At 73.2% G+C, this 23,978-nt stretch carries 17 protein-coding genes; 4 read left to right on the forward strand and 13 right to left on the reverse strand.

Annotated features, from left to right (window positions below):
• The first annotated feature begins 187 nt into the window (after positions 1–187).
• Positions 188–1,351 carry an NAD(P)/FAD-dependent oxidoreductase gene (locus HUT16_RS02965; RefSeq protein ID WP_176185182.1) on the forward strand — a complete coding sequence of 388 codons (1,164 nt, stop codon included), beginning with the start codon at positions 188–190 and terminating at the stop codon, positions 1,349–1,351.
• Positions 1,352–1,434: 83 nt separating this feature from the next.
• Here the strand turns inward: HUT16_RS02965 and HUT16_RS02970 are convergent, their stop codons facing one another.
• From HUT16_RS02970 to HUT16_RS02985, 4 genes are all read right to left on the reverse strand, one after another.
• A complete protein-coding gene (locus HUT16_RS02970; RefSeq protein ID WP_254897607.1) occupies positions 1,435–2,511 on the reverse strand; it encodes a LacI family DNA-binding transcriptional regulator in 1,077 nt (358 codons plus the stop codon).
• Between the two features lie 179 nt (positions 2,512–2,690).
• Positions 2,691–3,701 (reverse strand): ABC transporter substrate-binding protein, encoded by a 1,011-nt coding sequence (locus HUT16_RS02975; RefSeq protein ID WP_176185184.1) that lies wholly within the window; start codon positions 3,699–3,701, stop codon positions 2,691–2,693.
• Between the two features lie 77 nt (positions 3,702–3,778).
• Complete coding sequence (locus HUT16_RS02980; protein WP_176185186.1) at positions 3,779–4,798, reverse strand: ABC transporter permease; 1,020 nt, start codon at positions 4,796–4,798, stop codon at positions 3,779–3,781.
• A gap of 224 nt (positions 4,799–5,022) precedes the next feature.
• Positions 5,023–5,883 carry an ATP-binding cassette domain-containing protein gene (locus tag HUT16_RS02985; protein WP_176185188.1) on the reverse strand — a complete coding sequence of 287 codons (861 nt, stop codon included), beginning with the start codon at positions 5,881–5,883 and terminating at the stop codon, positions 5,023–5,025.
• Positions 5,884–6,109: 226 nt separating this feature from the next.
• Here HUT16_RS02985 and HUT16_RS02990 point away from each other — a divergent pair, with 226 nt between their 5' ends.
• Positions 6,110–9,277: a GH92 family glycosyl hydrolase gene (locus HUT16_RS02990; protein ID WP_217712017.1), complete on the forward strand. Its 3,168-nt coding sequence runs from the start codon at positions 6,110–6,112 to the stop codon at positions 9,275–9,277.
• Between the two features lie 71 nt (positions 9,278–9,348).
• On the opposite strand, the gene HUT16_RS02995 is transcribed toward HUT16_RS02990, so the two are convergent.
• The 4 genes from HUT16_RS02995 to HUT16_RS03010 form a co-directional block, all read right to left on the reverse strand.
• On the reverse strand, positions 9,349–10,746 hold the full coding sequence (locus HUT16_RS02995; RefSeq protein ID WP_254898232.1) for a glycoside hydrolase family 76 protein: 1,398 nt from the start codon (positions 10,744–10,746) through the stop codon (positions 9,349–9,351).
• Between the two features lie 257 nt (positions 10,747–11,003).
• A complete protein-coding gene (locus HUT16_RS03000; protein WP_176185192.1) occupies positions 11,004–13,355 on the reverse strand; it encodes an AbfB domain-containing protein in 2,352 nt (783 codons plus the stop codon).
• A gap of 82 nt (positions 13,356–13,437) precedes the next feature.
• Positions 13,438–16,311: an RICIN domain-containing protein gene (locus HUT16_RS03005; RefSeq protein ID WP_176185194.1), complete on the reverse strand. Its 2,874-nt coding sequence runs from the start codon at positions 16,309–16,311 to the stop codon at positions 13,438–13,440.
• 320 nt (positions 16,312–16,631) lie between these two features.
• On the reverse strand, positions 16,632–17,123 hold the full coding sequence (locus HUT16_RS03010) for a CDP-glycerol glycerophosphotransferase family protein (protein ID WP_254897608.1): 492 nt from the start codon (positions 17,121–17,123) through the stop codon (positions 16,632–16,634).
• Between HUT16_RS03010 and HUT16_RS37750 the strand changes: the two genes are divergently transcribed.
• Positions 17,104–17,436, forward strand: a complete 333-nt coding sequence (locus HUT16_RS37750) for a hypothetical protein (RefSeq protein ID WP_254898434.1) — start codon at positions 17,104–17,106, stop codon at positions 17,434–17,436. The two genes, HUT16_RS03010 and HUT16_RS37750, sit on opposite strands and share 20 nt — an antisense overlap.
• Before the next feature lie 52 nt (positions 17,437–17,488).
• Here HUT16_RS37750 and HUT16_RS03015 read toward each other — a convergent pair whose 3' ends face one another.
• The 5 genes from HUT16_RS03015 to HUT16_RS03035 all read right to left on the reverse strand — a co-directional run bounded on the left by HUT16_RS03015 (position 17,489) and on the right by HUT16_RS03035 (position 22,170).
• Complete coding sequence (locus tag HUT16_RS03015; RefSeq protein WP_368662731.1) at positions 17,489–18,487, reverse strand: hypothetical protein; 999 nt, start codon at positions 18,485–18,487, stop codon at positions 17,489–17,491.
• Between the two features lie 190 nt (positions 18,488–18,677).
• Positions 18,678–19,205, reverse strand: a complete 528-nt coding sequence (locus tag HUT16_RS03020) for a transposase (RefSeq protein WP_254898233.1) — start codon at positions 19,203–19,205, stop codon at positions 18,678–18,680.
• Positions 19,202–19,741, reverse strand: a complete 540-nt coding sequence (locus HUT16_RS03025) for a winged helix-turn-helix domain-containing protein (RefSeq protein WP_176185198.1) — start codon at positions 19,739–19,741, stop codon at positions 19,202–19,204. Before HUT16_RS03025 ends, HUT16_RS03020 begins: the two co-directional genes overlap by 4 nt.
• Positions 19,742–20,131: 390 nt before the next feature.
• Positions 20,132–20,470 (reverse strand): hypothetical protein, encoded by a 339-nt coding sequence (locus tag HUT16_RS03030; protein WP_176185200.1) that lies wholly within the window; start codon positions 20,468–20,470, stop codon positions 20,132–20,134.
• 20 nt (positions 20,471–20,490) lie between these two features.
• Positions 20,491–22,170, reverse strand: coding sequence for a high frequency lysogenization protein HflD (locus HUT16_RS03035; RefSeq protein WP_176185202.1), 1,680 nt, complete (start codon positions 22,168–22,170; stop codon positions 20,491–20,493).
• A 325-nt stretch (positions 22,171–22,495) separates the two neighbouring features.
• Here HUT16_RS03035 and HUT16_RS03040 point away from each other — a divergent pair, with 325 nt between their 5' ends.
• Positions 22,496–23,941, forward strand: a complete 1,446-nt coding sequence (locus HUT16_RS03040; RefSeq protein ID WP_176185204.1) for a DUF4331 domain-containing protein — start codon at positions 22,496–22,498, stop codon at positions 23,939–23,941.
• The last annotated feature ends 37 nt before the right edge of the window (positions 23,942–23,978 follow it).

Genomic DNA, 23,978 nt, shown 5'->3' on the forward strand with positions numbered 1-23,978 from the left:
CCCGGCCGGGGGTCAACCCCCCTGCATCGGGAATCTGCGGGAATGGTCAGGCCCGCTTCCGGGAACCGACCGGCCGACGGGGGCCCGGCCCCTCCGGCGGGGCCTTGCGGCGTTCGGGCCCCTTCCGGTGGGCGCTCTGCGAGGATGGAACGGTCGGTGATGGCACGAACACGACAGGGGGCGGCCCGTGGCACGGATCGTGGTGATCGGGGGCGGGATCGCCGGGACGGCGGCCGCGCTGGCCCTGCACAAGGCTGGCCACGAGCCGACCGTCCACGAGGCGCACCCCGAGAGCGACGAGGACATCGGTGCGTTCATGACGCTGGCCAGCAACGGCATGCGCGCCCTGGCCGGGTTCGACGCCGCCCGGACGGTGGCCGGGGTCGGCTTCGACGTCACCCGGATGAACGTCCTGGACGCGGCCGGGGCCGAACTGGCCTCCGTACCGCTCGGCGAGCACGACCGGCCGCTCGCCCGGTACCGCTGCCTGCGCCGGGCCCAACTCGCCGCCGTACTGCGGGCCGAGGCCCGCCGCCGCGGGATCGCCCTGCGGCACGCCGCCCGGCTCACCGGCGTCACGGAGACCGACGGCGCCGTCACCGCCCGCTTCGCCGACGGCAGCACGGCCGACGGGGAGCTGCTGGTCGGTGCCGACGGCCTGCGCTCCACGGTGCGGACCTGGCTCGACCCCCACGGCCCCGGCCCCGCCTACGCGGGACAGCGCGTCTTCTACGGCTACAGCGACGCCGCACCCCGGCCCGCCCCCGCGCCCGGCCTGATCACCATGGTGCGCGGCAGCGCGGCCGCCTTCGGATACCTGGTCCCGCCCGTCGGCCGGACCCACTGGTTCGCCCGCGTCCCGGGCCCGCCCCTCGCGGCGGGGGAACGCGCCGACACCGCCCCCGCCCGGTGGCGCGCCCTGCTGGAACCGCTGCTGCGCCCCGACCGCACCCCCTGCGCCGACATCGTGGCGGGCACGGGCGACGACCTCATGGTCACCGACGCCCTCCACCTGCCGCCCGGGGGCCGCTGGCGCAGCCGCCGCACGGTGCTGATCGGCGACGCGGCGCACGCCGCCTCCCCCGCCACCGGGCAGGGCGCCTCGATGGCGCTGGAGGACGCCCTCGTCCTCGCCAAGGCCCTGCGGGACGCCCCCGACACCGATGCGGCGCTGGCCCGTTACGAACACCACCGCCGCCCCCGGACCGAGCAGAACACCGCGACCAGCGCCCGGCTCACCGCCGCCCGCCCGTCCGGGGACAGCCGCACCTCCGAGGACACCCGGCGGGCCGCGGACGGCGGGGCGGACGAGGCGCTGCTGCGCCTGCTCGACTGGGACACCCCGCTCTGACGCCTGCCGGCCCGGCGGGTGGGCGGGGCGCGGTCAGCGGGACGCGGCGGGTGGGCGGGACGCGACGGGTGGGCGGGACGCGGTCAGCGCGGCGCGGTGGGCGGGCCGGGGCGGTGATCGGTGCGGTGACCTGGGCGTTCTCCGGAGCGGCGTTCGACGAGCCGGGTGAGCAGGACGACCTTGCGCGGGGCCGAGCGGTCCCCGGCGATCCGGGAGAACAGGAGGTTGGCGGCGGTGCTGCCGACCGCCACCGGGTCCTGGCTGACGACGGTCAGCGGGGGGTCGAGCTGCTTGGCGAGCGGCAGGTCGTCGAAGCCGACGATGGCCATCGGGAGCGGCTGTCCGGCGGTCCGCGAGCCGTCCGGGTCGTCCGGGCCGTCCATCGCGTCCAGGGCGCCCAGCGTGATCAGGTCGTTGCTGCTGAACAGGGCGGTCGGCGGGTCGGGCAGCGCGCGCAGCTCGGCCAGGGCGAGCCGGGTCTCCAGGTGGGAGCGCAGGCCGTGCCGGACCAGCGCGGGGTCGGCGGACAGCCCGCGGGCGGAGAGCGCGTCCAGGTAGCCGGCGTAGCGCTCGCGCTGGGTCCAGATCTCGTAGCGGTCGCCGAGGTAGGCGATCCGGGAGTGGCCGTGGCCGAGCAGGTGGGCGACGGCGTGCCGGGCGCCGTCGCGGTTGTCGACCGTGACGGTGTCCACGTCGAGGTCCTCGGCGGGCCGGTCCACGCAGACCACGTGGGTGCCGGACGCCATCGCCGTCCGGAGGAAGCCGTGGCTGCCGATGGTGGGGACGAGGACCAGGCCGTCGACCTGCCGGGCGGTGAAGGCGGCGATCACCTCGCGCTCCCGGCGCGGTTCGTCGTTGGTGCTCCCGACCAGCACGACGCAGCCGCGCCGGTGCGCCTCGTCCTCGATCGAACGGGCCATCAGGGCGTAGAAGGGGTTGGCGAGGTCGTCCACGACCAGGCCGATGGTGGCGGTGCCGAGCCGCTTCTGCCGCAGGTTGCGGGCGTTGACGTTGCGCTGGTAACCGAGCTTGCGGACGGCCTGTTCGACCTTGGCCACGGTGTCGGGCGAGACCCCGGGGTTGTGGGAGACCACTCGGGAGACCGTCATCAGACTGACTCCGGCGGCCTGGGCCACGTCCTTCATCGTCGGGCGCTTCAACAGGTCTCCTCCTCGGCGCGTTCCCCGGGCACCGGCCGGTCGGCCCGGCGCCGGGGAGCGCATCCTATCGACGCCCGGGCCGCCGCACGGGTCCGCGCCCCCGCGCCGACCGCGCGGTCGGTACGGGGGCGCGGGCCCGGACGCGGGGTCGGTACGGGGGCGCGGCCCCGGACGCGGGGTCAGCAGGCGGACCGGTAGACGTACTTGTTGACCTCGGGGTCGTCCAGGTTCGCCTTGGTGATGGCGACCATGGTGGTGCCGATCTGCCCGGTGACGGGCTTCCCCGCGACGGCGGCGAGCGCCTGGTCGACGCCCTGGGCGCCGATGCCGGCCGGGTCCTGGGCGACCAGGACGTCCAGGGTGCCGTTCTTCAGGGCCGTGACCTCGTCGGGTTCGGCGTCGAACGCGGCGACCTTGACGCCGCCCTGCCGACCGGCGGCCTGGAGGCCGGTGGCCACGCCCTGCGCGGTGTTGGTGTTGCCCGCGAAGACCCCGCCGAGGTCGGGGTGGGCGGCCAGAGTGGCCTGGATCTGGGAGGCGGCGGTCGCGGGCAGGTCGTTGTCGTAGAGGACGGGCAGCAGGGTGATGCCCGGGTGCCCGGCCTTCATCTCCTCGGTGAACCCCTTGATCCGGGCGTCGGTGGTGGAGACACCGGGTTTGACGCTGATCACGATGGCGGAGCCCTTGTCCCCCATGAGCTCGGCCAGCGCCTTGGCGGCCGTCCGCCCTCCGGCCTCGTTGTCGGAGGAGATCCGGGAGACCCCGATGGAGGCGTCGCTGACGGCGGTGTCCACCAGGACGACCTTGGTGCCGGCGTTCTGCAGCTGCGCCAGCGACGGCGTGAGGGCCTGGGTGTCGACCGGTGACACCAGCAGCCCGTCGGGGCGGCTCGCGCCGACCGAGTCGAGGATGGGGCGCTGCACGGCGACGTCCCACTGCGCCGAGCCGTCGACGGTGAGCTTGGCGCCCCGCTTCTTCGCCTCCTCCTGGGCGGCGCAGGCCATGGTGATGTAGAACGGGTCGCTCTTGACGCCGGTGACGAGCTTCAGCGTGACGTTCTTGGTGCCGTCCGAACTGCCGCCGCCGCTACCGCTGCTGCAACCGGCGGTGGCGGTGGCCAGCGCGGTCAGGGCGACGGCGGCGCAGCAGCGGACGAGGGTGCGCGGTCTGCTGGTTCCGGTTCCGGGCATGGCGGATCTCCTCCTGCGGGTGGGGAGTTGAGGGTGGGGGGCTGCGGGCGGGTGGGGAGTGGTGCGGCCGTTGGGGGTCAGCCGCGTTCGCGGCCGCGTCGGCGGAACTGGTCGAGGTACACCGCCGCGACCAGGACGACGCCGATCGCGACGTCCTGCCAGTACTGCTGGACGTCCATGATGATCAGCCCGGTGGTGAGCACGGCGGGGATGAAGACGCCGATCACCGTGCCGAGCACGGTGCCGCGACCGCCGAAGAGGCTGGCGCCGCCGAGCACCACGGCGGTGATGACCTTGAGGTTGTCGGTGGAGTGCCCGGCGATCGAGGTGGTGCCGAAGTAGGCCAGCCACATGGTGCTGCCGAGCCCGGAGAGCAGGCCGGTGAGGGCGTAGACCTTCACCAGGTGGCGGTCCACGTCGATGCCGACCCGGCGGGCGGCCTCCGGGTTGGAGCCGATGGCGTAGGTGTGGCGGCCGAACCGGGTGCGGGCGAGGACCAGTCCGAACACCAGGGTGGTGGCGAAGGCGATGACGACCAGCCAGGGGACCTGGCCGAAGAGCTTGCCGAACCCGACGGCGTGCTGGAGCTTCCCGGAGACCGCGCCGGTCGGGTCCTGGCCCCCGGTGATGATCTGGGCGATGCCGAGGGCCGCACCGAACCCGCCGAGGGTGACGATCAGCGGCGGCACCTTCGCCTTCGCCACCAGCCACCCCTGCAGGGCGCCCCAGAGCAGCCCGGTGACCAGCGCGATCAGGGTGGAGACCGCGACGGTGCCCCAACCGGCCTCCGCGCCGCCGTGGTGGATGGTGTACTCGGCCGAGAGCACGGCGGAGAGCACCAGGACCGAGCCGACCGACAGGTCGATCCCGGCGACGATGACCACGTAGGTCATGCCGACGCCCAGGACCAGGTAGATCGCGGCGTTGGTGGCGATCTGGGTCAGGTCGTAGCGGGTCAGGAAGGTGTCGGGCCGGGCGACGGTGAAGAACGCGACGAGCAGCAGCAGGACCCCGAAGGTCCACGCCTCGTTCACGGCGGCGAGTCGGCGCACCCAGCCGGGGAGGGCCCGGGTCGGTGACGCGTCATCAGCTGTCACGTCACTGGTTGTCGCATCACCAACTGTCGTGTCACCAGTTGTCGCGCCATCGATTGTCGCGTCACCAGTTGTCGCGTCACCAGTTGCCGCGTCACCAGTTGTCACGTCACCAGTTGCCGCGTCACTAGCTGTCGCATCACTAGCTGTCGCATCACTAGTTGTCGCGTCATCGATTGACGCGTCACCAGTTGTCGCGTCACGGGCCTTGCCGGGCACCTGCGCACTCACGCGGCACCGTCCTTTCCGAGGGTCGACCCAGCGGCGGCAGCCGGCCCAGACCCCGCCCCCGCCCCCGCCCCCGGCCCAGGCCCAGGCCCAGGCCCAGGCTCCAACGCGGAGTCGAGGGCCCCCGTCATCGCGCCGACGAGTTCCTCGACCGAGGTGGTGGCGGCGTCGAGGACGGCCACCCGCCGTCCCAGCCGCAGGACTTCGACCCGGTCGGCGACCGAGAGCACCTCCGGCATGTTGTGGCTGATCAGGACGACGGAGACCCCGCGGTCGCGGACGCGTCTGATGGTCTCCAGCACCCGGCCGCGCTGGACCACGCCGAGGGCGGCCGTGGGTTCGTCCATGAAGATGACGCGGCCCGCGAAGGCGACGGCGCGGGCGACCGCCACCGACTGCCGCTGTCCGCCGGAGAGTGCGGCCACGGGGACGGTCACGTCCCGGAGGTCGACGCCGAGTTCGGCGAAGGCGGTGACGGCGGCGCGGCGCATCGCGGCGTTGTCGAGCACTCCGAGGCGGCCGAGCAGGCCGGGGCGGCGGAGTTCGCGGCCGAGGTGGAGGTTGGCGGCCGCGTCGAGGTCCTGGGCGAGGGCGAGGTCCTGGTAGACCGTCTCCACGCCGTGGCGCCGGGCGTCGAGCGGGCCGGTGAGCCGGACGGGGGTGCCGTCCACCAGGATCTCGCCGCCGTCGGGGGCGGTGGAGCCGGAGAGGGTCTTGACCAGGGTGCTCTTGCCGGCGCCGTTGTCGCCGATCAGCGCCACCACCTCGCCCGGGTGGACGGCGAAGTCGGCGCCCTGGAGGGCGTGCACCCGGCCGTAGTGCTTGCTCACCTTCCGTGCTTCCAGAAGGGGTTGGGACATCGAGCTGACCTCCGCGCCGCGATTGGTAACGTTCACCGAAGAGTTGGGAGTCTGATACCGCCGTGACGGCCTGTCAATAGCTCCGGCACCACCTCCCGCCGAGCGTCAAATACCGGAAAAAACACCGGAGTTGACCTTGACGCCCAGCCTTGACGCGCACATCGCAGCGCCGGAACAATTCCATCCGCTCGGTAACGTTCACATCGCTACCGGAAGGTGTTCCACGGTGTCCCTCCCCACTCGCAAGGCCCGTGCCGCCGTCGCGGTCGGCAGTCTGCTGCTCGCCGCCTTCGGCCCGGGAGCGGGAACGGCCCTCGCCGCCCCCGCATCCGCCCCCGCGTCCGACCCCGCGTCCGCCACCGCCCTCGCGTCCGCCACCGCGGCGGCGTCCAACCTCACCCCGTACGTCGACCCGTTCATCGGGACCGACGACAGCAACGCACCCAACCCCGTCCCGGGCGGCGCCGGCGGCGCCACCTACCCGGGCGCGGTGGTGCCCTTCGGCGGGGTGCAGTTCAGCCCCGACACCCCGACGGCCTCGCCATCGGGGTACCGCTACTCCGACACCTCGATCGAGGACTTCAGCCTCACCCACTTCGACGGGGCCGGCTGCCCGAACAACGAGGACCTGCCGCTGCTGCCGGTCACCGGCGCGCTGGGCGCCTCGCCGGGCAGCAGTTGGACCGGCTACGCCTCGGGCTACACCAAGTCCAACGAGGCCGCCGCCCCCGGCTACTACAAGAACCGGCTGGACAAGTACGCCACCGACGTCGAGCTGACCGCGACCACCCGCACCGGCATGGGCAGGCTGACCTACCCGGCCACCAACGCCGCCCAGTTGCTGATCGCCACCGGCCGCAGCGCCACCGGCAACCGCAGCGGCTCGGTGAAGGTCAGCGGCTCGGAGGTGACCGGCAGCGTCACCGCCGGCGGCTTCTGCGGCTCCTCGAAGACCTACCAGATCTACTTCGACATCCGCTTCGACCGGGCCCCGACCGGCTTCGGCACCTGGTCCGGCGCCACCGTCAGCGCCGGTTCGGCGAGCGCGTCCGGCACCAACACCGGCGCCTACCTCACCTTCGACACCGGCGGCTCGCGGACGGTGCAGTTCAAGGTGGCGCTGAGCTACGTCAGCACCGCCAACGCCCAGGCCGACCTGACCGCCGAGAACAACGGCTGGGACTTCGCCGCGGTGCGCTCCGCCGCCGACGCCTCCTGGAACCAGGTCCTCAACCGGGCGCAGGTGAGCGGCGGTTCGGCCACCGACCTGAAGAAGTTCTACACCGCGCTGTACCACGTCTTCCAGAGCCCGAACGTCGCCAGCGACGTCAACGGCGACTACCGCGGCTTCGACGGCGCGGTCCACAACTCCGCCCGCCCGGTCTACCAGAACTACTCCGGCTGGGACATCTACCGCTCCTGGGCGGCGCTGATCGCGCTGATCGCGCCGAACGAGGCCGCCGACATCGCCAACTCGATGGTGCTGGACGGCCAGCAGGGCGGCCTGCTGCCCAAGTGGTCGCAGCAGACCAACGAGGACTTCGTGATGACCGGCGACCCCGGCCCGATCATCGTCGCCAGCATGTACGCCTTCGGGGCCCGCGGCTTCGACACCGCCGCCGCGCTGGCGCTGATGAAGAAGTCCTCGAACGGCGGCACCGCGCAGGGCTCGCCGATCCGCGGCAACCAGGGCACCTACACCAGCCTGCACTACATCCCCGGCGCGCCGTCCGACTCGCTGGAGTACTCGGCGTCCGACTTCGCCGTCGCCCAGTTCGCCAAGGCGCTCGGCAGCACCGCGGACTACACCGACTTCATGACCCGGGCCCAGTGGTGGCGCAACACCTACGGCCCCGAGTCCGGCTACGTGCAGCCGCGCAACTCCGACGGCAGCTGGAAGTGGCCGCTGGACCCGGCCGCCCAGGCCGGCTTCACCGAGGGCAACGCCGCCCAGTACACCTGGATGGTCCCCTACGACTTCGCCGACCTGATCAACGACATGGGCGGCCGGCAGACCGCCGTCCAGCGGCTCGACCACCACTTCACCCAGGTCAACGCCGGGCAGAGCCTGCCGTACTACTACATCGGCAACGAGCCCGAGCACGGCGTGCCGTGGGCCTACGACTACGCCCGGTACCCGGCCGGGGCCTCGGCGGCCGTGCGCAAGGTGATGGCCGAGTCCTTCACCACCGGCGCGGGCGGGCTGCCCGGCAACGACGACCTCGGGGCGACCTCCGCCTGGTACGTCTGGGCGGCCCTCGGCCTGTACCCGGCGACGCCCGGCGCCGACACCCTGGCCGTGCACGGGCCGTCCTTCCCGTCGGTGCTGATCCAGCGCCCGGGCGGCGACATCACCGTCAACGCGTCCGGCACCGGCTCCTACGTGCAGGGCCTGAAGGTGAACGGGACGGCCACCAGCCACACCTACCTGCGCTACCCGGACCTCGCGGCCGGCGGCACCCTCGACTTCACCATGGGGTCGGCGCCCAGCCCGAGTTGGGGCACCGGCGCGGACGACGTGCCGCCCTCCTTCCAGGACGGCGCGGGCGCGGTGCCCGCCGCCCCGGAGCTGGGCGCCGACCTGGCGCGCGGGAAGGCGACCAGTTCCTCGGCCGCGTGCGCCAGCGCCGAGGGCGCGGACAAGGCCGTCGACGGCAGCCTGCAGAACAACAGCAAGTGGTGCTCGAAGACGGCCGGGGCGAGCATCCAGGTCGACCTGGGCTCGGCGCAGCCGGTCGGTTCGGTGGTGCTGGAGCACGCCGGGCTCGGCGGTGAGAACACCGCCTGGAACACCGGCGCGTTCCAGGTGCAGACCAGCACCGACGGCACCACCTGGAGCACCGCCGCCACCGTCACGGGCTCGCGCTCCAGCCGCACCTACAGCCCGTTCGCGGTCCGCTCGGCCCGGTACGTGCGGGTGGTGGTCTCGGCCCCGACCAACAGCGGCAGTGACACCGCCACCCGGCTCTACGAGCTGGAGGTCCATGCCACCGGTCCGGGGGCCGGGTCCGGTCCGATCACCTCGGGCCTGAGCGGCGCGAAGTGCGTGGACGACTCCAACTCCGGTACCGCCAACGGCAACCCGGTGGTGCTGTGGGACTGCAACGGCAGCGGCGCGCAGCAGTGGACGTCCACCGGCGGCACCCTGCGGGCGCTCGGCAAGTGCCTGGACGTCACCTCCTCGGGCACCGCCGCCGGGACCCTGGTCCAGCTGTGGGACTGCAACGGCAGCGGGGCGCAGCAGTGGCAGGCCGTCAACGGCACGCTGGTGAACCCGAACTCCGGACGCTGCCTGGACGTGCCGTCCTCCGACACCACCAACGGCGTGCGGCTCCAGATCTGGGACTGCAACGGGACCGCCGCCCAGAAGTGGAACCCGCCGGCCGCCGCGTAGCGGGGGCCCGTCGCTCCGGTGCCGTCCGCCCCTCGCGGGGGCGGACGGCACCGCTGTTCGTGGTGCCACGGTCAGCCGGCGGCGTTGAGCAGGTCGAGGGCGCTCTGCTGGCAGCCGTAGTCGGTGCTGCCGGGGCCGCCCGCCCAGTGCGGGCCGTACTGGTCGAGCGGGTTGCGGTCCTTGGCAAAGGCGGAGTTCGCCCAGGCGGCGAGGGTCGGCGCGTAGGGGTGGTCGGACAGCTGGGTGTTGAGCCGGCCCAGGCCGCGGACGTAGGCGCCCTTGAAGGAGGGGCCGTCGCCGGTGCAGCCGTCGCCCTCGCCGGGTTCGCGCAGCACGCCGCCGCTGGTCAGCCGGGTGGTGGAGGCGTCGGCGAGGGTGCGGGCGGTGGTGAGCAGGTCGGCGTCGCCGGTGGCCCGGTACAGCTCGGTCAGGCCGCCGAGGATCACGCCCTGGTTGTACGTCCAGGTGCGCTGGCCGTTGTTGGCGCAGGCGTCGTTCAGGCCGTCGTTGACCAGGTGGTCGGCGTTGACCATGCCGCTGCCGCGGAACCAGTTCCACTCGTCGCGGGCCCGCTGGAGATAGGCGGTGTCGCCGGGGATGCGGTTGTGCAGGGCGGCGGTGAGCTGGAGGTAGAGCTCGTTGGTGACGGCGTTCTTGTAGGTGCCGTTCGTGTTCCAGCGCACCCCGCCGCCGCAGGTGCCGGTCCAGTTGGCGGTCATGTGGTCGGCGTCGGCGCGGGCGGTGGCCAGGTAGCGGCCGTCGCCGGTCAGGTCGTAGGCGGCCACCCAGGCCAGGCCCCACCAGCCGGTGTCGTCCAGGTACTCGTTGGTGAAGTTGCCGCCCTGCGCGTTGACGTTCTTGTCGTACGTCTCGGCGACGGCGTAGGTGTAGCTGCCCATGCCGCTGATCCGGGCGTTGTCGATGACGGCGGTGAGCGCGTTGGCGGAGGTCCACCAGCCGTTGCCGCCGAAGAGCTTGCTGGTGCGGTCGTAGGACATCATCAGCGCGGTGGCGGCGGCGGTGCGCCGGTCCCAGGCGTTCCAGGTGGTGCGCGCCCAGGGGGTGCAGGCGAGGGCGCCGCCGACCTGCCCGCAGGCCCGCAGCGCGCCGACCGCCCGGGTGTTCCAGTCGTCCACGTTGTACATCAGGGTGCGCCAGCCGGTGCCGCCCGCGGGCACCTTGGTGTCGCCGAGCTTGCTGCCGCCGGTCCAGGTCCGGCCGCCGTCCGTCGAGCGGTCCAGCCACACCTCGTCGCCGGCCGCGCCGCCGGTGATCGAGGCCCAGCCCATGGCGTCGGCGTCGTCGAAGTGCAGGACGAGCGTGCGGCCCGAGAGCGCCGCGGAGACCGGCTGCCGGTCCTGCGGGCTGAGCGCGGGGTCGCGGGTGTCGCAGTACTTGTTGCAGGTCGCGGCGGTGACGGCCGCAGCGGGGGCGGCGGTGAGGACGGTGCCGGGCAGGGTCGCGGCCAGGGCGGCGGCGGTGGCGAGCAGGGCGGCGCGCAGGGGGCGGGACACGGTCACGGGAGGTCTCCTGGTGCTGCTGAGGAACGGGGGGACGGACGGAGGAACGCGGCGACGGCCGGGCCGGGGTCGGCCCGGCCGCGGCCGGTCGGTGCTGTGCGGAAGCGGTCGGTGCCGCGGGATCGGTCAGGGCGTCCAGAGGTCAGGGCGCCCAGAGGTCAGGACATCCAGGGGTCAGGGCGCCCAGGGGTCAGGGCGCCCAGAGGTCAGGGCGCCCAGGGGGCGTCGATCGACCAGGTGGTGTCGGCGACGAAGGAGGGGGTGTTGCCGTCCCACGGGTTGCCGCCGCCGTAGGTGGCGATCCACACCTGGGAGTCGAAGTGGCGCAGGTAGCGGTCGGGGTAGTTGTAGGCGGTGAGGCGGACGCCGCCGGTGCCGGGCCGGGCGCAGAAGGTGGCGTCGGCGCGGAAGAGGGCGTCGCTGCCGGCCTCGCGGTGCACCCGGCTGTCGCGGTGGCGCAGGTACTCGCCGGGGTAGTTGCGCGATTCGAAGGAGTAGCAGGCGGGGTCGGCCAGGCCGGGGACGACCTTCCAGGTGGCGTCGGCCTTCAGCAGCGCGCTGCTGGCGGCGTCGACGTGCTCGGTGTCGGCGAGGCCGTCGTAGTGGCGCAGGTAGCGGTCGGTGCAGCAGGCGGTGGTGGCGCGCAGCGACCGGTACTGGCCGGTGGGCAGGGTCGGGTTGGCGGGGGTGGTGCGGGAGGCGTCGATCAGGGCGAGGTTGGCGGCCCGGACCCGGGCGGCGTCCACCTTGACCACCCGGCGGTCGTAGCTGAGCAGGCCGTTGGCCTCGTTCTCGACGTCGGTGATCTCGGTGTAGACGGAGGCGGAGAGCCCGGCGGGCATCTGGCCGGTGCGCAGGCTGTCGAGCAGGTTGACCAGGCGGTCGTTGAGGGCGGCGGTGCTGGGCTGGTCCTCGTAGCTGAAGCCGCCGCCGGGGTACCACTCGTGGCCGGCGACCCGGAGGCCGAGGCCGCCGTACTCGCCGAGGACGGCGGCCCGGGTGGCGGTGGGGGTGGTGGCGCCGGGGCCGACGTAGACGTGGTTGTCGACCACGTCGCCGTTGCCGCCGTCGACGGCGCCGCAGCAGTTGACGCCGCTCATGTTGTCGACCAGCCGGGAGGGGTCGTACGCCTTGACGTCGGCGGCGATCCGGGCCTGGTCGTACTGGCCCCAGCCCTCGTTCTCGTCGACCCACTGGATCAGCGCGGGCGAGCTGCGGTGCTGGTCGATGATCCGGTGGTACTCGGCCTCCCACTGGGTGCGGGCGGCGGTGTCGGGGGTGCGGGTGTCCATCGCGGGCATGTCCTGCCAGACCAGCAGGCCGAGCCGGTCGGCCCAGTAGAACCAGCGCTGCGGCTCGACCTTGATGTGCTTGCGGACCAGGTTGAAGCCGAGGTCCTTGTGCGCCTGGAGGTCGGACTTCAGGGCGTCGTCGGTGGGCGCGGTGTAGATGCCGTCGGGCCAGTAGCCCTGGTCGAGGGTGCCGGTCTGGAAGACGAACTTCCCGTTCAGCACCGGGCGTTGGACGCCGTTGACGGTGGCGACGGCGATCGAGCGCATCCCGGTGTAGCTGCCGACGGAGTCGACGGTGGTGGTACCGGAGAGCAGGTCGGCGCGGACGTCGTAGAGGAACGGGTCCTCGGGGGTCCACAGGTGGGCGCCGGGCACGGGGACGGTGATCGGGGCGCCGGGCTGTCCGGTGGCGGTGCCGACCACGGTGCCGCCGGTGGAGACGGTGACCCGCACGCTCTGCCCGGTGGCGCCGTCGGCGAGGGCGGTGGCCCGGACGGTGCCGGAGCCGGGGTCGGGTACGAGGTCGAGGCGGCTGAGGTGGGCGGCGGCGACCGGCTCCAGCCAGACGGTCTGCCAGATCCCGGACGCGGCGGTGTAGAAGATGCCGCCGCCGGAGTGCGGCAGGACGCCGTTGGTGTTGCGCTGCTTGCCGACCGCGCCGCCACCGGTCTGGGTCGGGTCCCAGACCGAGACCACGAGGGTGTTGGTCCCGCCGTTGAGGTACGGGGTGATGTCGTAGCCGAAGGCGTCGTAGCCGCCGCTGTGCACGGCGCCGACCTGGGTGCCGTTGACCCGGACGGTGGTCTGCCAGTCGGAGGCGCCGAAGTTGAGCAGGACGCGGCGGCCGGACCAGCCGGCGGGGACGGTGAAGGTGCGCTGGTACCAGAGCCGGTCGTTCTGGCTGATCTGCCGCTGGATGCCGGAGAGCGCGGACTCGGCGACGAACGGGACGCGGATCTGCTCGCCGAAGGCGGCGGGCTGGGCGGCCCCGGCCGGGGTGACGGCGAAGTCCCAGATGCCGTTGAGGTTGAGCCAGTCGGGGCGGGTGAACTGCGGGCGGGGGTACTCCGGCAGCGGGTGGTCGACGGAGACCTGGCCGGTCCACGGGGTGGTCATCGGCGGCGTCTTGGGCGTCCAGGCGGCGGCCCGGGCCGGGGCCTGGCCGGCGGCCAGCAGCAGGGCGGCGGCCGTCACCAGGACGGCGAGCAGGGCGGCCGTCCGGCTGCGGAGCGCGGCTGCGGCTGCGGCTGGGGGCGGTCGGTGCATCGGTGCTCCTCCAACGGGTGGGTGGGGGAAGGGCGGTACACGACGGGGTGGGGTGCGCGACGGGGTGAGCTGCGCGACGGGGTCAGCGCAGCTGCCAGAGGTGGTCGGCGGTGCCGTTGTCGGCGAACTGCACCACCCGGGCGCTGTCCGCGGTCGACATGCCGTCCACGCCCAGCACCTTGCCGGAGTTGCGGTTGCGCAGCCGGAACCAGCCGTCGCCGTTGTCGACCAGGCGCCACTGGTGGTCGGCCGTCCCGTTGTCCGCGAACTGCACCACCCGGGCGCTGTCGGCCGTCGACATGCCGTCCACGCCCAGCACCTTGCCGGAGTTGGCGTTGCGGATCCGGAACCAGCCGTCGGCGTCGGCGAGGAAGGTCCACAGGTGGTCGGCGGTGCCGCTGTCGGCGAACTGCACCACCTGCGCGCTGTCGGCCGTCGACATGCCGTCCACGCCCAGCACCTTGCCGGAGTTGCGGTTCTGGACCCGCACCTGGCCGTCGGGCTGGAGCTGCCAGAGGTGGTCGGCGCTGCCGTTGTCGGCGAACTGCACCACCTGCGCGCTGTCGGCGCTCGACATGCCGTCCACGCCCAGCACCTTGCCGGAGTTGCGGTTGCGCAGCCGGAACCAGCCGTCGCCGTTGTCGACCAGCTGCCACAGGTGGTCGGCGGTGCCGTTGTCCGCGAACTGCACCACCCGGGCGCTGTCCGCCGTGGACATCACGTCGACGCCCAGCACCTTGCCCGAGTTGGCGTTGCGGATGCGCAGCCAGCCGTCGCCGTTGTCGACCAGCTGCCACAGGTGGTCGGCCGTCCCGCTGTCGGCGAACTGCACCACCCGGGCGCTGTCGGCCGTCGACATGCCGTCCACGCCCAGCACCTTGCCCGAGTTGCGGTTGCGGATCCGGAACGCGGCGCCGCCGGTGGTCCAGGGCGTGCCGTTCGGGGAGGTGGTGGGGAAGGCGGAGATCCGCAGCCGGGCGGCGCCCATCGGGACGAGGGTGACGGTCTCGACGGGCGCGGTGCTGCGGGCGGGGCTGTTCTGCAGCGGGGTGACCACGTGCTGGCCGTCGGCCTGCCACTCGGGGATGCGGCGGGCGGGCGCGGTGATCCGCACGGGGGTGCCGGCCTGGGTGAAGGGGTTGGCCGGGAGCGCACCCCCGGCGGCGGTGAAGACCGGGGCCCCGGCGTCCAGCGCGAGGCCGTAGTTCCAGGGCGTGGTGGCGTGCACGGCGTACTCGGGGAAGGCGGCGGTGCCCGCGTACTGCTGGTAGTTCTCGCCGATCCGCAGCGCGTACGTCAGCGGGCCGTGGTCGACCGAGACGCTGCCGCGGTTGGCGGCCCAGGTGCGGACGGTGGTGCGCTGGGGCAGCCGCAGCACGACGGTGTCGCCGTCGCGCCAGGTCCGGCGGACGACGGTGTACGCCGGTCCGGCGGGGGCGCTGACGGCGGTGCCGTTGACGGTGAGCGCGGGGGCGGCGCACCAGCCGGGGACGCGCAGGTAGAGCGGGAAGTCCAGCGGCTTGGGGGTGCTCAGGCGCAGCGTGACGGTCTCGGCGAACGGGTAGTCGGTGGTCTCGGTGAAGGTGACCGCCGTGCCGTCGGCGACCTTGGCGGTGACGGTGCAGGCAGCGTACATGGCGGCGGCCAGGCCGTTGTCGGGGGTGGCGAGCCAGAGCTCCTCCAGGAAATAGGGCCAGCCCATGCCGTAGTTGTGCGGGCAGCAGCGGTACTGGTCGACGCCGGGCATGAACGCCTGCATGGCGAAGCCGTTCTGGAACTGGCCCTGGCTCTTGGGGGTGTTGTCGAGGTCGACGCTGTTGGCGCTGGTGACGTAGTGCACGGCCCTGCCGTCGGGGTCGAGCGCGGCGGGCAGCGAGTTGAAGGCGAGATCCTCGCAGCGGTCGGCCCACAGCGGGTCGCCGGTGATCCGGTTCAGCAGCTGGTGGCTGGCCATGAACTCGACGACGCCGCAGGTCTCGAAGCCCTGGCGCGGGTCGCCGAAGCCGGGCCGGGCGTTCTCGTCCCCGGCGAAGCCGCCGCCGGGGAACTGGCCGTACTGCGCCATCACCTTGTCGTAGACGCGGTACGCGGAGCCGGTCAGGGTGGCGGACGGGGAGCGCAGCGCGTACTGGGCGGGCTCGCGGAAGCCCTGCGCGATGTTGACGTTGTGCAGGCTGGGCAGGTTGTCGGTCCAGTTGGCGCCGTAGGTGTGGATCTTGTCGGCGAGGGAGAGCAGGAAGGCGTCGCCGGTGCGGTTGTAGAGCCAGAACACGCTGTCCAGCGCGTCGCCCCAACGCACCGAGACCCAGCTGCTGTTGAACGCGCCGGGCCCCTGGGCGTTCATGTAGCGGAAGAAGGCGCTGAGCAGCGGGACGATCCGGGTGTCGCCGCTGTACTCCTGCCAGCTGCGCAGCGCCCAGGTGAGCGGCAGGAACGGCCAGAAGTCCGGGCCGCCGTTGAGCGAGGTGCGCAGGGCGGTGGGGCCGAAGAAGCCGTCGGCCTGCCGGGTGGCGACGATCGCGTCGATCCAGCGGCGGGCGGTGGCCAGGGCGGTGGCGTCGCGGGTGGCGATCGCCAGGTCGACGTAGCCGCGCAGCCAGTACGGGACTTCCTCCCAGCCGGCCCGGTCGGGGCGGGCCCAGCCGCTGGTGTTCAGGTCGAGGAAGTGCGAGATCTGGTCGTACCGGCCGCACAGGCCCGCGAGTTGGAGCCGGAGCTGTCCGTCGAGCCAGCCGGCCGCGGTGATGCTGCCCGGCGGCAGCCGCAGGAACGCGACGGGGGCCAGCGGCGCCGCGTTGGGGAAGTAGAGCCCGCCGGGGGCCGGGGCGGCCCCGGCGGGCACAGCGGCGGCGGCGGGCACGGCGGGGGCGGCGTGCGCGTCGGCCGGGAGGCTCAGGGAGAGGCCGGCCCCGACGGCGGCGGCGCTGCTGACGAACTGCCTGCGGTTCATGGGCATGACAGTCTCCTCCGGAGGGCGATTCCAACGTTGCAAAATGGGGGCACCGGCATGACAGCATGCACGGAGTGCGGTGTCCAGAGTCGCAGCGGAGATCATCTCCGGCCAACTACCTTGCGCTTAACGGCAGGAGAGCCCAGCACAGGGCCGCCGACCAGGCCGGGAGGGTTCCGGCACGGGCCAGGTCAGCCCTACTCAACGTTGTAAAGCCCGGCCGCACCCGGCGCACCACCTCGCCGGGACCGGCGTCGGAACGGTTCGACGGCAAAGTTATGCTGGGCGCCGTCACCGTTCAGCGCTCCGGGGGATGCCGTGCCGCCCTACCACGCCAGTGTTCCGCGGCCCCGGCCGCACCGTCGTCTGCGGGTGGCCCTGGGTGCGGTGGCGGGGGTGCTGCTGCTGGGGCTGGTGCCCGCGGTGCGGCACCGGGCGGGGGCGGCGGTCGGCGCGGACGGCACCACCCGCCTGCCGTCGGGGATGCCGATCCGGCGGCGGACACCGGCGGCGAGCCGCTCGGCGCCCGGGCAACGCAGCACGTCGTTGCGGGGGTGGCCGGACTCGCCGATCCGGCCGGGGCGCTTGCGGAACCAGTCGGGCAGGTGGTTGTTGGCGACGACGTAGCGGCCGGTGGCGAGGACCTCGTACCACTCGGGCGACCGCATCCGCACCGCGCGGGCCGCCGCCGGGACGTCGGCCTGGCCGTCCTTGACCACCCACAGGTGCTCGAACGGCACGCCGCGGCGCATCAATTCCTCGCGGACGGCGCGCGGGCTGTCGGAGGACCGGACGCCTTTGAAGGCGCCGAACAACACGGTGGGGCGGACGGGCCGCCGGCGGGCGGCGGGCGGCGGGGTACGTATCGGTGCGCAGCAGCTTCTGCCGGTAGGGGCCGCGGGCGTGGTCGGGCATCGCCGAGTGGACCTGCAGCGAGAGCCGGTCGCACGCCTCGGCCTGGAGCTCGTAGCGGCACTGGTCGGCCTCCCGGGCCAGCGGCAGGTCGGCGATCGCACCCTGGTCGATCTTCAGCTCCTGCTTCTTGTTCCGCAGGGCCACCGGTTCTACCCGGTTGAGTCACATCTCCGACACCGCATCCGGGTTTCGTCGCTCCTGAAGTTGAATGTGTGATGTCGGTCAGCCATGTGTGATCAGAGGGCGTACCTCTACCTCTGACGGGTCATCACCCTCGGTCGTAGATCGCCCGCAGCCACGGCTCCCTGACGGCGGGCACCCGCGCGAGCGTGTACCGGAACGCCTCCCTGGACGGCTGGAACAGGTACCGCGGGTGCGGCGGCAGCGGGTCGTCCCGCTCCACGCCTGCCGGCAGCCCGCCTACCACCGGCAGCCGGATCCGGTGCGGGGGGAAGGCGAGCTCGGCCCAGAGCGCGGCATCCACAGGCACCGGCACCGCCCCGGCGCGCGGCTGCCACATGTCTCCGGTCTGCGGATGGACCGGCACTAGCACCAGGTCAGCGGCCGGCTCGCCGAACCGCGGCCCAGCCAGGTCTAGCCGCTTCGTACCTTCCCCAGCAGGCAGCAGTGCGCCGAGTGCCCGGCTGAGGAGTTCGGCGACCGGACCGGGCGCCGCCTCGACCGGCGCGCCCCCGGCGGCCACCACCACCTGGGCGAGAGCCACGCCTGCCGGTATATCCCGGTACTCGCTCAGCCGGTGCCACAGCGCGCCGGTGGCCAGCAGGTCCGCCCAGTCCATGAGCGGCCGCTCCGGCGGGCCGGGCAGCCGCACCACCGCCTGCGGGACGAGCCGGACGACCTGCCAGCACCCGCAGTCGTCCATCCTCGTCCCGACCGGCAGATCGCAGCCCAGGCAGGCAAGGTTCGGCCCGTCCCTCCCATCGATCCCCATGCAGTAGCCCCCAGTTCGCTCAAGGATCAGCCTGGTGCCGCGCATGTCGCCAGGCGCGAGGAGAACGGTGTCCGACGGCCCATCGGACAGCGCGCCGAACTGCGCGAAGCGCCCCCGTTCCGCCGCCTCGCGCGCCCCGACCTCGTCCCACTGCCGCCACGGCGGCCCGAACGGTGCCGGGTCGACGGCGTATGACCCGGCCTCCAGCAGTGGCGGGTGCAGCTTTTCCCAGTGGGTACCGGCCAGGTGAATCGGCAGCGCCACCTCCGACACCGCCGCCGTCAGGACCGCACCGCAGCCCACACACCCGAACACCGCCAAGCTGTCCCCTCCCGCCGTCGAAGCCCCTGCATCCCACCAAGCAGCCGGACTGGGGAGCAAGAGGTTTTCAGACGACGCTGGGCGCCCCACCGATGGGCAGAGCGGGCTTCGACGTCCCGGTCGCAGCATCAGGAAGCCGGAAGCCACGCCGGGCCAAGCCGCTGAACGTGATTCGTACCGTCGGTCAGCCGTCCATGATGAGACCTGTGCCAGCAAGACAGCCATCGATGGCATCCGCCCGGTACTGAAGCATCTTGAGCTTGCGCTTCACGGCCCGGGTGATCTGGCCGAGGTCGGCGGCGGCAGGGTTTCCGATATCGCGCTTGACCAGTGACCAGACGCCCTCGGTCGGATTGAGGTCGGGGGCGTAGGCCTGTAGCTGGAACACCGTGAGCCAGTCGGCGTTCGCGGCGATGAACTCCCGCATCCCCACTGTCAGGTGGAGGCGGAGGTTGTCCCAGACCAGGACGATCGGACCGCCGAGCTGGATCCGGGCACGGACGATCAGGTCGCGGAAGTCCCGCCAGCCGAAGCCCTTCGGTTCGGTCTTGCGGCCCCGGTACTCGCGCACCGCGTAGATCAGCCGGGACCGCTCGCCCGGCTTGAAGCAGGTCATCCCCGCCATCGACAGCCGTCCGGAGCCCCGGGCCCGTACCCGCACAACCGGGGGGCGACCGACCCGGCCCCAGGTCCTGGCACGCGGCGGAGTCATCGATTGCCCGGCTTCGTCTTCGAAGACCAGCCACGCGTTGCGCTTCGCCGCGATTCTCTTACCCGCGGCCAGGTCTCCTTGCGCCACACCTCGACAGCACCGTCGTCGCGCTCGATCGCGCGACGGGCCGGCTGCTGCCACGACCAGTCGCGCCGTTTGAACAGCTGCCACGTGTCCTCGACCGTGTACGAGACGTGGAACAGCCGGCCGATCAGCGTCTTGATCCGTGCGAGCGTCCACCGCTGGTCCGCCCACCCGTGTGCAAGCGGGCCATGCTCCAACTCCTTTTCCAGTCTGGCGAGCTGGCCAGGTCCGAGCCTCGGACGCCCTGGGGATCCCTTCGACTGGACACCGGCTTCTCCACGCTCACGCCAGGCCCGCCGCCACCGCTCGACCGACCGCTCGCTCACCCGCAACGCGGCAGCGATCTCCCTGTTCTTCTGCCCCGACTCGAAGCGTTCCACGGCCTGCAGCCGGATCCGCTCCCGCACGGCCCTCCCGGCGTCGGTCAGCCCGCCGCCCTGCGCGTACCTCACGCCAACAGAGCTACCGGAGGAGACCGCTGACCGTCAGGCAACCAACCCCGACATCACCCTTTCAGGTTCAGTATTCGCCGATTTGACTTCTTCGGCGCTCGATCGAGGGGGGGCGAATTTTCGGAGGAAATCCCAAATCCCTTTTCCTGCCGCCGAGTTGGTTCCGGTACGACGGACTGCCCGGAACCCGCCGGGGGTGCTCGCGACACGGGTGTGGGCGGGGACGGGACTCGTGGTGCCAGCCGGTGAGTCCCGTCCCCGCGTGTGCGCGTGATGGCCGACCCTGGCTCCGCGCACACCCTTCGTTCGGGGCGGGGGCGGCGCAGGCTTGGTGCGGGGTGCCGGTGTTCACCCGATCGGCGTAGTGCGGGGTCCGGGGGCGGCTCCCGGTCAGGGGCGGGCGAGGTGGGCCGGGTCGCCGCCGAGGCCGGTGTAGAGCCGCTGCCAGGCGAGGTCGGCGGCGGTGGGCTGCTTCCCGTCGCAGTAGGGGGTGCGGCCGTTGGCGGTGTAGTAGCGCAGCACCCCCAGCACCGCGCCGGTGTCGGCCTCCCGGCCCGCGGTGTAGCGCTCGGCGGGCTCGCGGGTCTGGTGGACGAGGCAACCGGGCGAGGGGGTGGCGGGCCGGGTGTCGAGGTCGCCCCGGTCGGGGGCGCCGCAGCCGGCCAGGAGCAGGGCGGGCAGGATCCCGGCGGCGAGGCCGCGCAGGAGCGTGACGGGACGGGTGGGCACGTGGTCCTCCTGGTACGGCGTCAGACGGCGGTGGGCAGGCTGCGCAGGACCATGCCCGCGCCGACGGCGAGGACCAGCAGCGCGGTCAGCAGGGCGCTGTACGGGGCGAGGCCGCGCAGTCGGGCCAGGACCGGGTGGGCGGCGAGCGGCTCGACCCGGCGGCCGAGGCCGACCAGGAGCAGCCCCGCCCCGGTCAGGGTCGCGGCCATGCCCAGGCCGTAGGCCAGCACCAGGGCGGCGCCGAACAGGGTGCGTCCGAGGGCGACCGCGCCGAGCAGCACCACCAGCGCGGAGGGGCTGGGCACCAGGCCGCCGGCGATCCCCAGGCCGATCAGCCGTCGCCGCTCCGCTCCCCGGTCCGGTGCGTGGGTACGGGCGTGGGCGTGGGTGTGGTGGTGACCGAACAGACCGTGCCGGTGGCCGTGTTCGTGCCCATGGCCGTGCCCGTGGCCGTGGTCGTGGTCGTGGTCGTGGCCGTGGTCGTGGTCGTGGTGTTCGTGCGGGTCGTCGTCGTGGTGGCTGTGCCCGTGGCCCTGCCCGCTGCCCGGGTGGGCCGCGGTCCCGGCCGCCGCGCCGACCAGGACCGGGTGCGGGTCGGGCGCGTGCTGTCCGGCGCCGTCCGCCGCCGGGGCCCGCCGGGTGCGGCGGGAGCGCAGCGCGTCCCGCAGCAGCAGGGTGCCGACGAGCAGCACGAGGGCGCCGCTGACGGTGCCGAGCCGGGCCAGCAGGCGGTCTCCGGCGAGCGCGGAGAAGGTGGTCAGCAGCAGGCCGGTGACCAGGACGCCCGTGGTGTGGGTGAGGGTGACGGTGGCGCCGACGGTGAGCGCGTCGCGCGGGCGGCCGCGTTTCCCGGCGAGGTAGGCGGCCATGACGGTCTTGCCGTGGCCGGGGAGCAGGGCGTGCCCGGCGCCGAGGACGACCGAGAGCAGGACGGCGAGCAGGCCGAGCGGCAGGGTCAGGTGGTGGGCCGTGCCGAGCGCGGCGAGACGGGTGTCGAGCGGGGCCAGCCAGCCGCCCGCGGTTCCGGCGGTCGGTGCGTCCGCGAGCGGGGCGGCGCCCGGCCCGGTGCCGGGGCGGGCGCGGAAGGTCGCGGCGGTGACGCCCGCGGGCGCGTCGAGCAAGTCCCTGGGGTAGTCCCGCAGTTCGCGGCTGACGGAGGCGGCCGGGACGTCGGAGCGGTCGAGGACGGCGCCGTCGCCCCGGGCGGTGATCTCGTTCCAGCCGACCCGGGCCGGGTCGGCCCCGGTCTCGACGTGGAAGTCCGCGCCGTCGCGGGCGAGTTGCCGGTCGGCCCGGAGGCGGCATTCGAGCCGGCTGGTGCGCAGTCCCGCCGCCCCGTCCTGGTAGGCGAACGAGGCGGAGGCGACCGTCCAGCGCAGGGGTGCGCCGTCGGCGGTCAGGCGGGTCCGGCGGGCGGTGTCGTCGCACCGGCGGGCGGCGTGGGCGGCGCGCTCCGCGGCGTCGGCGGTGCCGTCGTGGTCGGTGTCGACGGCGCCCTGTTCCTGGAGGGTGGGGATCTCGGCGAGGTCGGTGACGGCGAGGGCCTCGACGCCGTCGCCGCCGACGGTGAGTCCGAGGTAGTGGTTGACCGAGAAGTTGCCGAGCGGGTGGGCCTGCGCGGCCGGTGCGGCCAGCGCGGTCAGGGCGAGGGCCGCGGCGAGGGCGGCCCCGGTGCGGGCGGGGGTGCGGTGGACTGCCACGCGGTGCCTCCGGGGTGCGGAACGGCGGTGGGCGCGGGCGCCCCGTGCGGGCTGGCGGCGCGGCAGGGTTTCGGCGCTGGGCCCGCACACTGTGGCGTCCGCGCGTTCACCGTGTCCACCGGTGCGGCCGTCCCGTCCGGCCGGACGGGTGACGGTGCTGGGCCACCGGGGTGATCACGGCACGCCGGAGGGCTGTTCGCGGCGAACCGGACGCGTCGGTGGAGGACAGTACGTGTCGGCCGACCCGCCGCACGACCCCCGCACGTCCCGCGTCCGCCCAGGGCGCGGAACGCCCCTTCCGTACAAGGAAATCGGAGACTCCTCGATGAGCCTTCTTCGTCGTTCCCCGGGTCGCAGCTCCGCTGCCCGGGGGGCCGCCGTCCTCACCGCGCTCGCCCTCGGTACGGCCGGCACCGCCCTGCTCGGCACCGGCGCCGGCACCTCCGCGGCGTCCAGCCACCGCGAGGCGCCGCTGATCGCCGCCGACCCGCAGGTCGACAACACCGACGTGTACGCCTTCACCAGCCCCGACAACCCGGACACGGTCACGCTGATCGCCAACTGGCTGCCGTTCCAGGAGCCCAACGGCGGCCCGAACTTCTACCCGTGGGCGGACGGCGCGCACTACGACATCAACATCGACTCGCAGGGCACCGGGCACCCGGACGTCACCTACCGCTGGACCTTCCACACCGAGGACCTGCGCGGCACCGACACCTTCCTCTACAACAAGGGGCCGGTGAACGACCTCGGCGACGACACCCTGCGCTTCCGGCAGTACTACACGCTCCAGGAGCTCCACCCGAACTGCAACCCGGTCACCCTGGTCGAGCACGGGCAGGTCGCCCCGTCCGACACCGGCCGGGCCTCGATGCCGGACTACGGGCGGCTGCGGCAGCAGGCCACCGTCCAACTCCCGGGCGGCGGACAGACGGTGGCCACCCAGGCCGCCGACCCGTTCTTCCTGGACCTGCGGGTCTTCGACCTGCTGTACGGCGGCAACCTCTCCGAGGTCGGCCAGAACACCCTGGCCGGGTACAACGTCAACTCGGTGGCGCTGCAGATCCCCAAGAGCAGCCTCGCCTACAAGGGCGACCCGACCCGCAACCCCGTCATCGGCGTCTGGTCGAGCACCGAGAAGCAGAGCATGAAGCTCAGCCCGGGCAAGGCCGACCCGGTCGGCGACTACGTGCAGGTCTCGCGGCTGGGCAACCCGCTGGTCAACGAGGTCGTCGTCCCGGCCGGTCTGAAGGACGCGTTCAACGCGCTGCCCCCGTCCGAGGACCACAACCAGCCCGCGGTGGTCGCCAAGGTGCTCGACCCCGAGGTGCCCAAGCTGGTCCAGGCGATCTACGGCCTGCCCGCGCCCGCCACGCCGCGCACCGACCTCCAGGAGATCTTCCTGACCGGCATCGCCAAGGCCGCCAACGGCCCGCTCGCCGTCGACCTCAACTCCCAGCTGATGAACCAGGACATCGACCCGAACCTGTTCGTCCCCGCCGAGGAGCTGCGGCTGAACATGTCCACCCCGGTGACGCCGAACCCGGACCGCCTCGGCGTCCTCAACGGCGACTTCCAGGGCTTCCCCAACGGCCGCCGCCTGGGCGACGACGTCGTCGACATCGCCCTGCAGGTCGTCGAGGGCGCCACCCCCGGCAAGTTCGTCCCGGCCCTCGCCGCCGGCGACAAGGTCAACGGGCCCGACAAGCCGTTCGCCACGACCTTCCCGTACCTCGCCCTGCCCTACGACAAGGCCGTCAACCAGAAGTGACCCCCGTGCGGCGGCCCCGGTGCCCGGGGCCGCCGCC

This window comes from Kitasatospora sp. NA04385, from assembly GCF_013364235.1.
Lineage (GTDB): Bacteria > Actinomycetota > Actinomycetes > Streptomycetales > Streptomycetaceae > Kitasatospora.

Coding starts and splice junctions, on each gene's coding strand:
- HUT16_RS03040 (WP_176185204.1), top strand. CDS start 22,496: ATGAGCCTTCTTCGTCGTTCCCCGGGTCGCAGCTCCGCTGCCCGGGGG.
- HUT16_RS03000 (WP_176185192.1), bottom strand. CDS start 13,355: ATGCACCGACCGCCCCCAGCCGCAGCCGCAGCCGCGCTCCGCAGCCGG.
- HUT16_RS03005 (WP_176185194.1), bottom strand. CDS start 16,311: ATGCCCATGAACCGCAGGCAGTTCGTCAGCAGCGCCGCCGCCGTCGGG.
- HUT16_RS03020 (WP_254898233.1), bottom strand. CDS start 19,205: ATGACTCCGCCGCGTGCCAGGACCTGGGGCCGGGTCGGTCGCCCCCCG.
- HUT16_RS02985 (WP_176185188.1), bottom strand. CDS start 5,883: ATGTCCCAACCCCTTCTGGAAGCACGGAAGGTGAGCAAGCACTACGGC.
- HUT16_RS02975 (WP_176185184.1), bottom strand. CDS start 3,701: ATGCCCGGAACCGGAACCAGCAGACCGCGCACCCTCGTCCGCTGCTGC.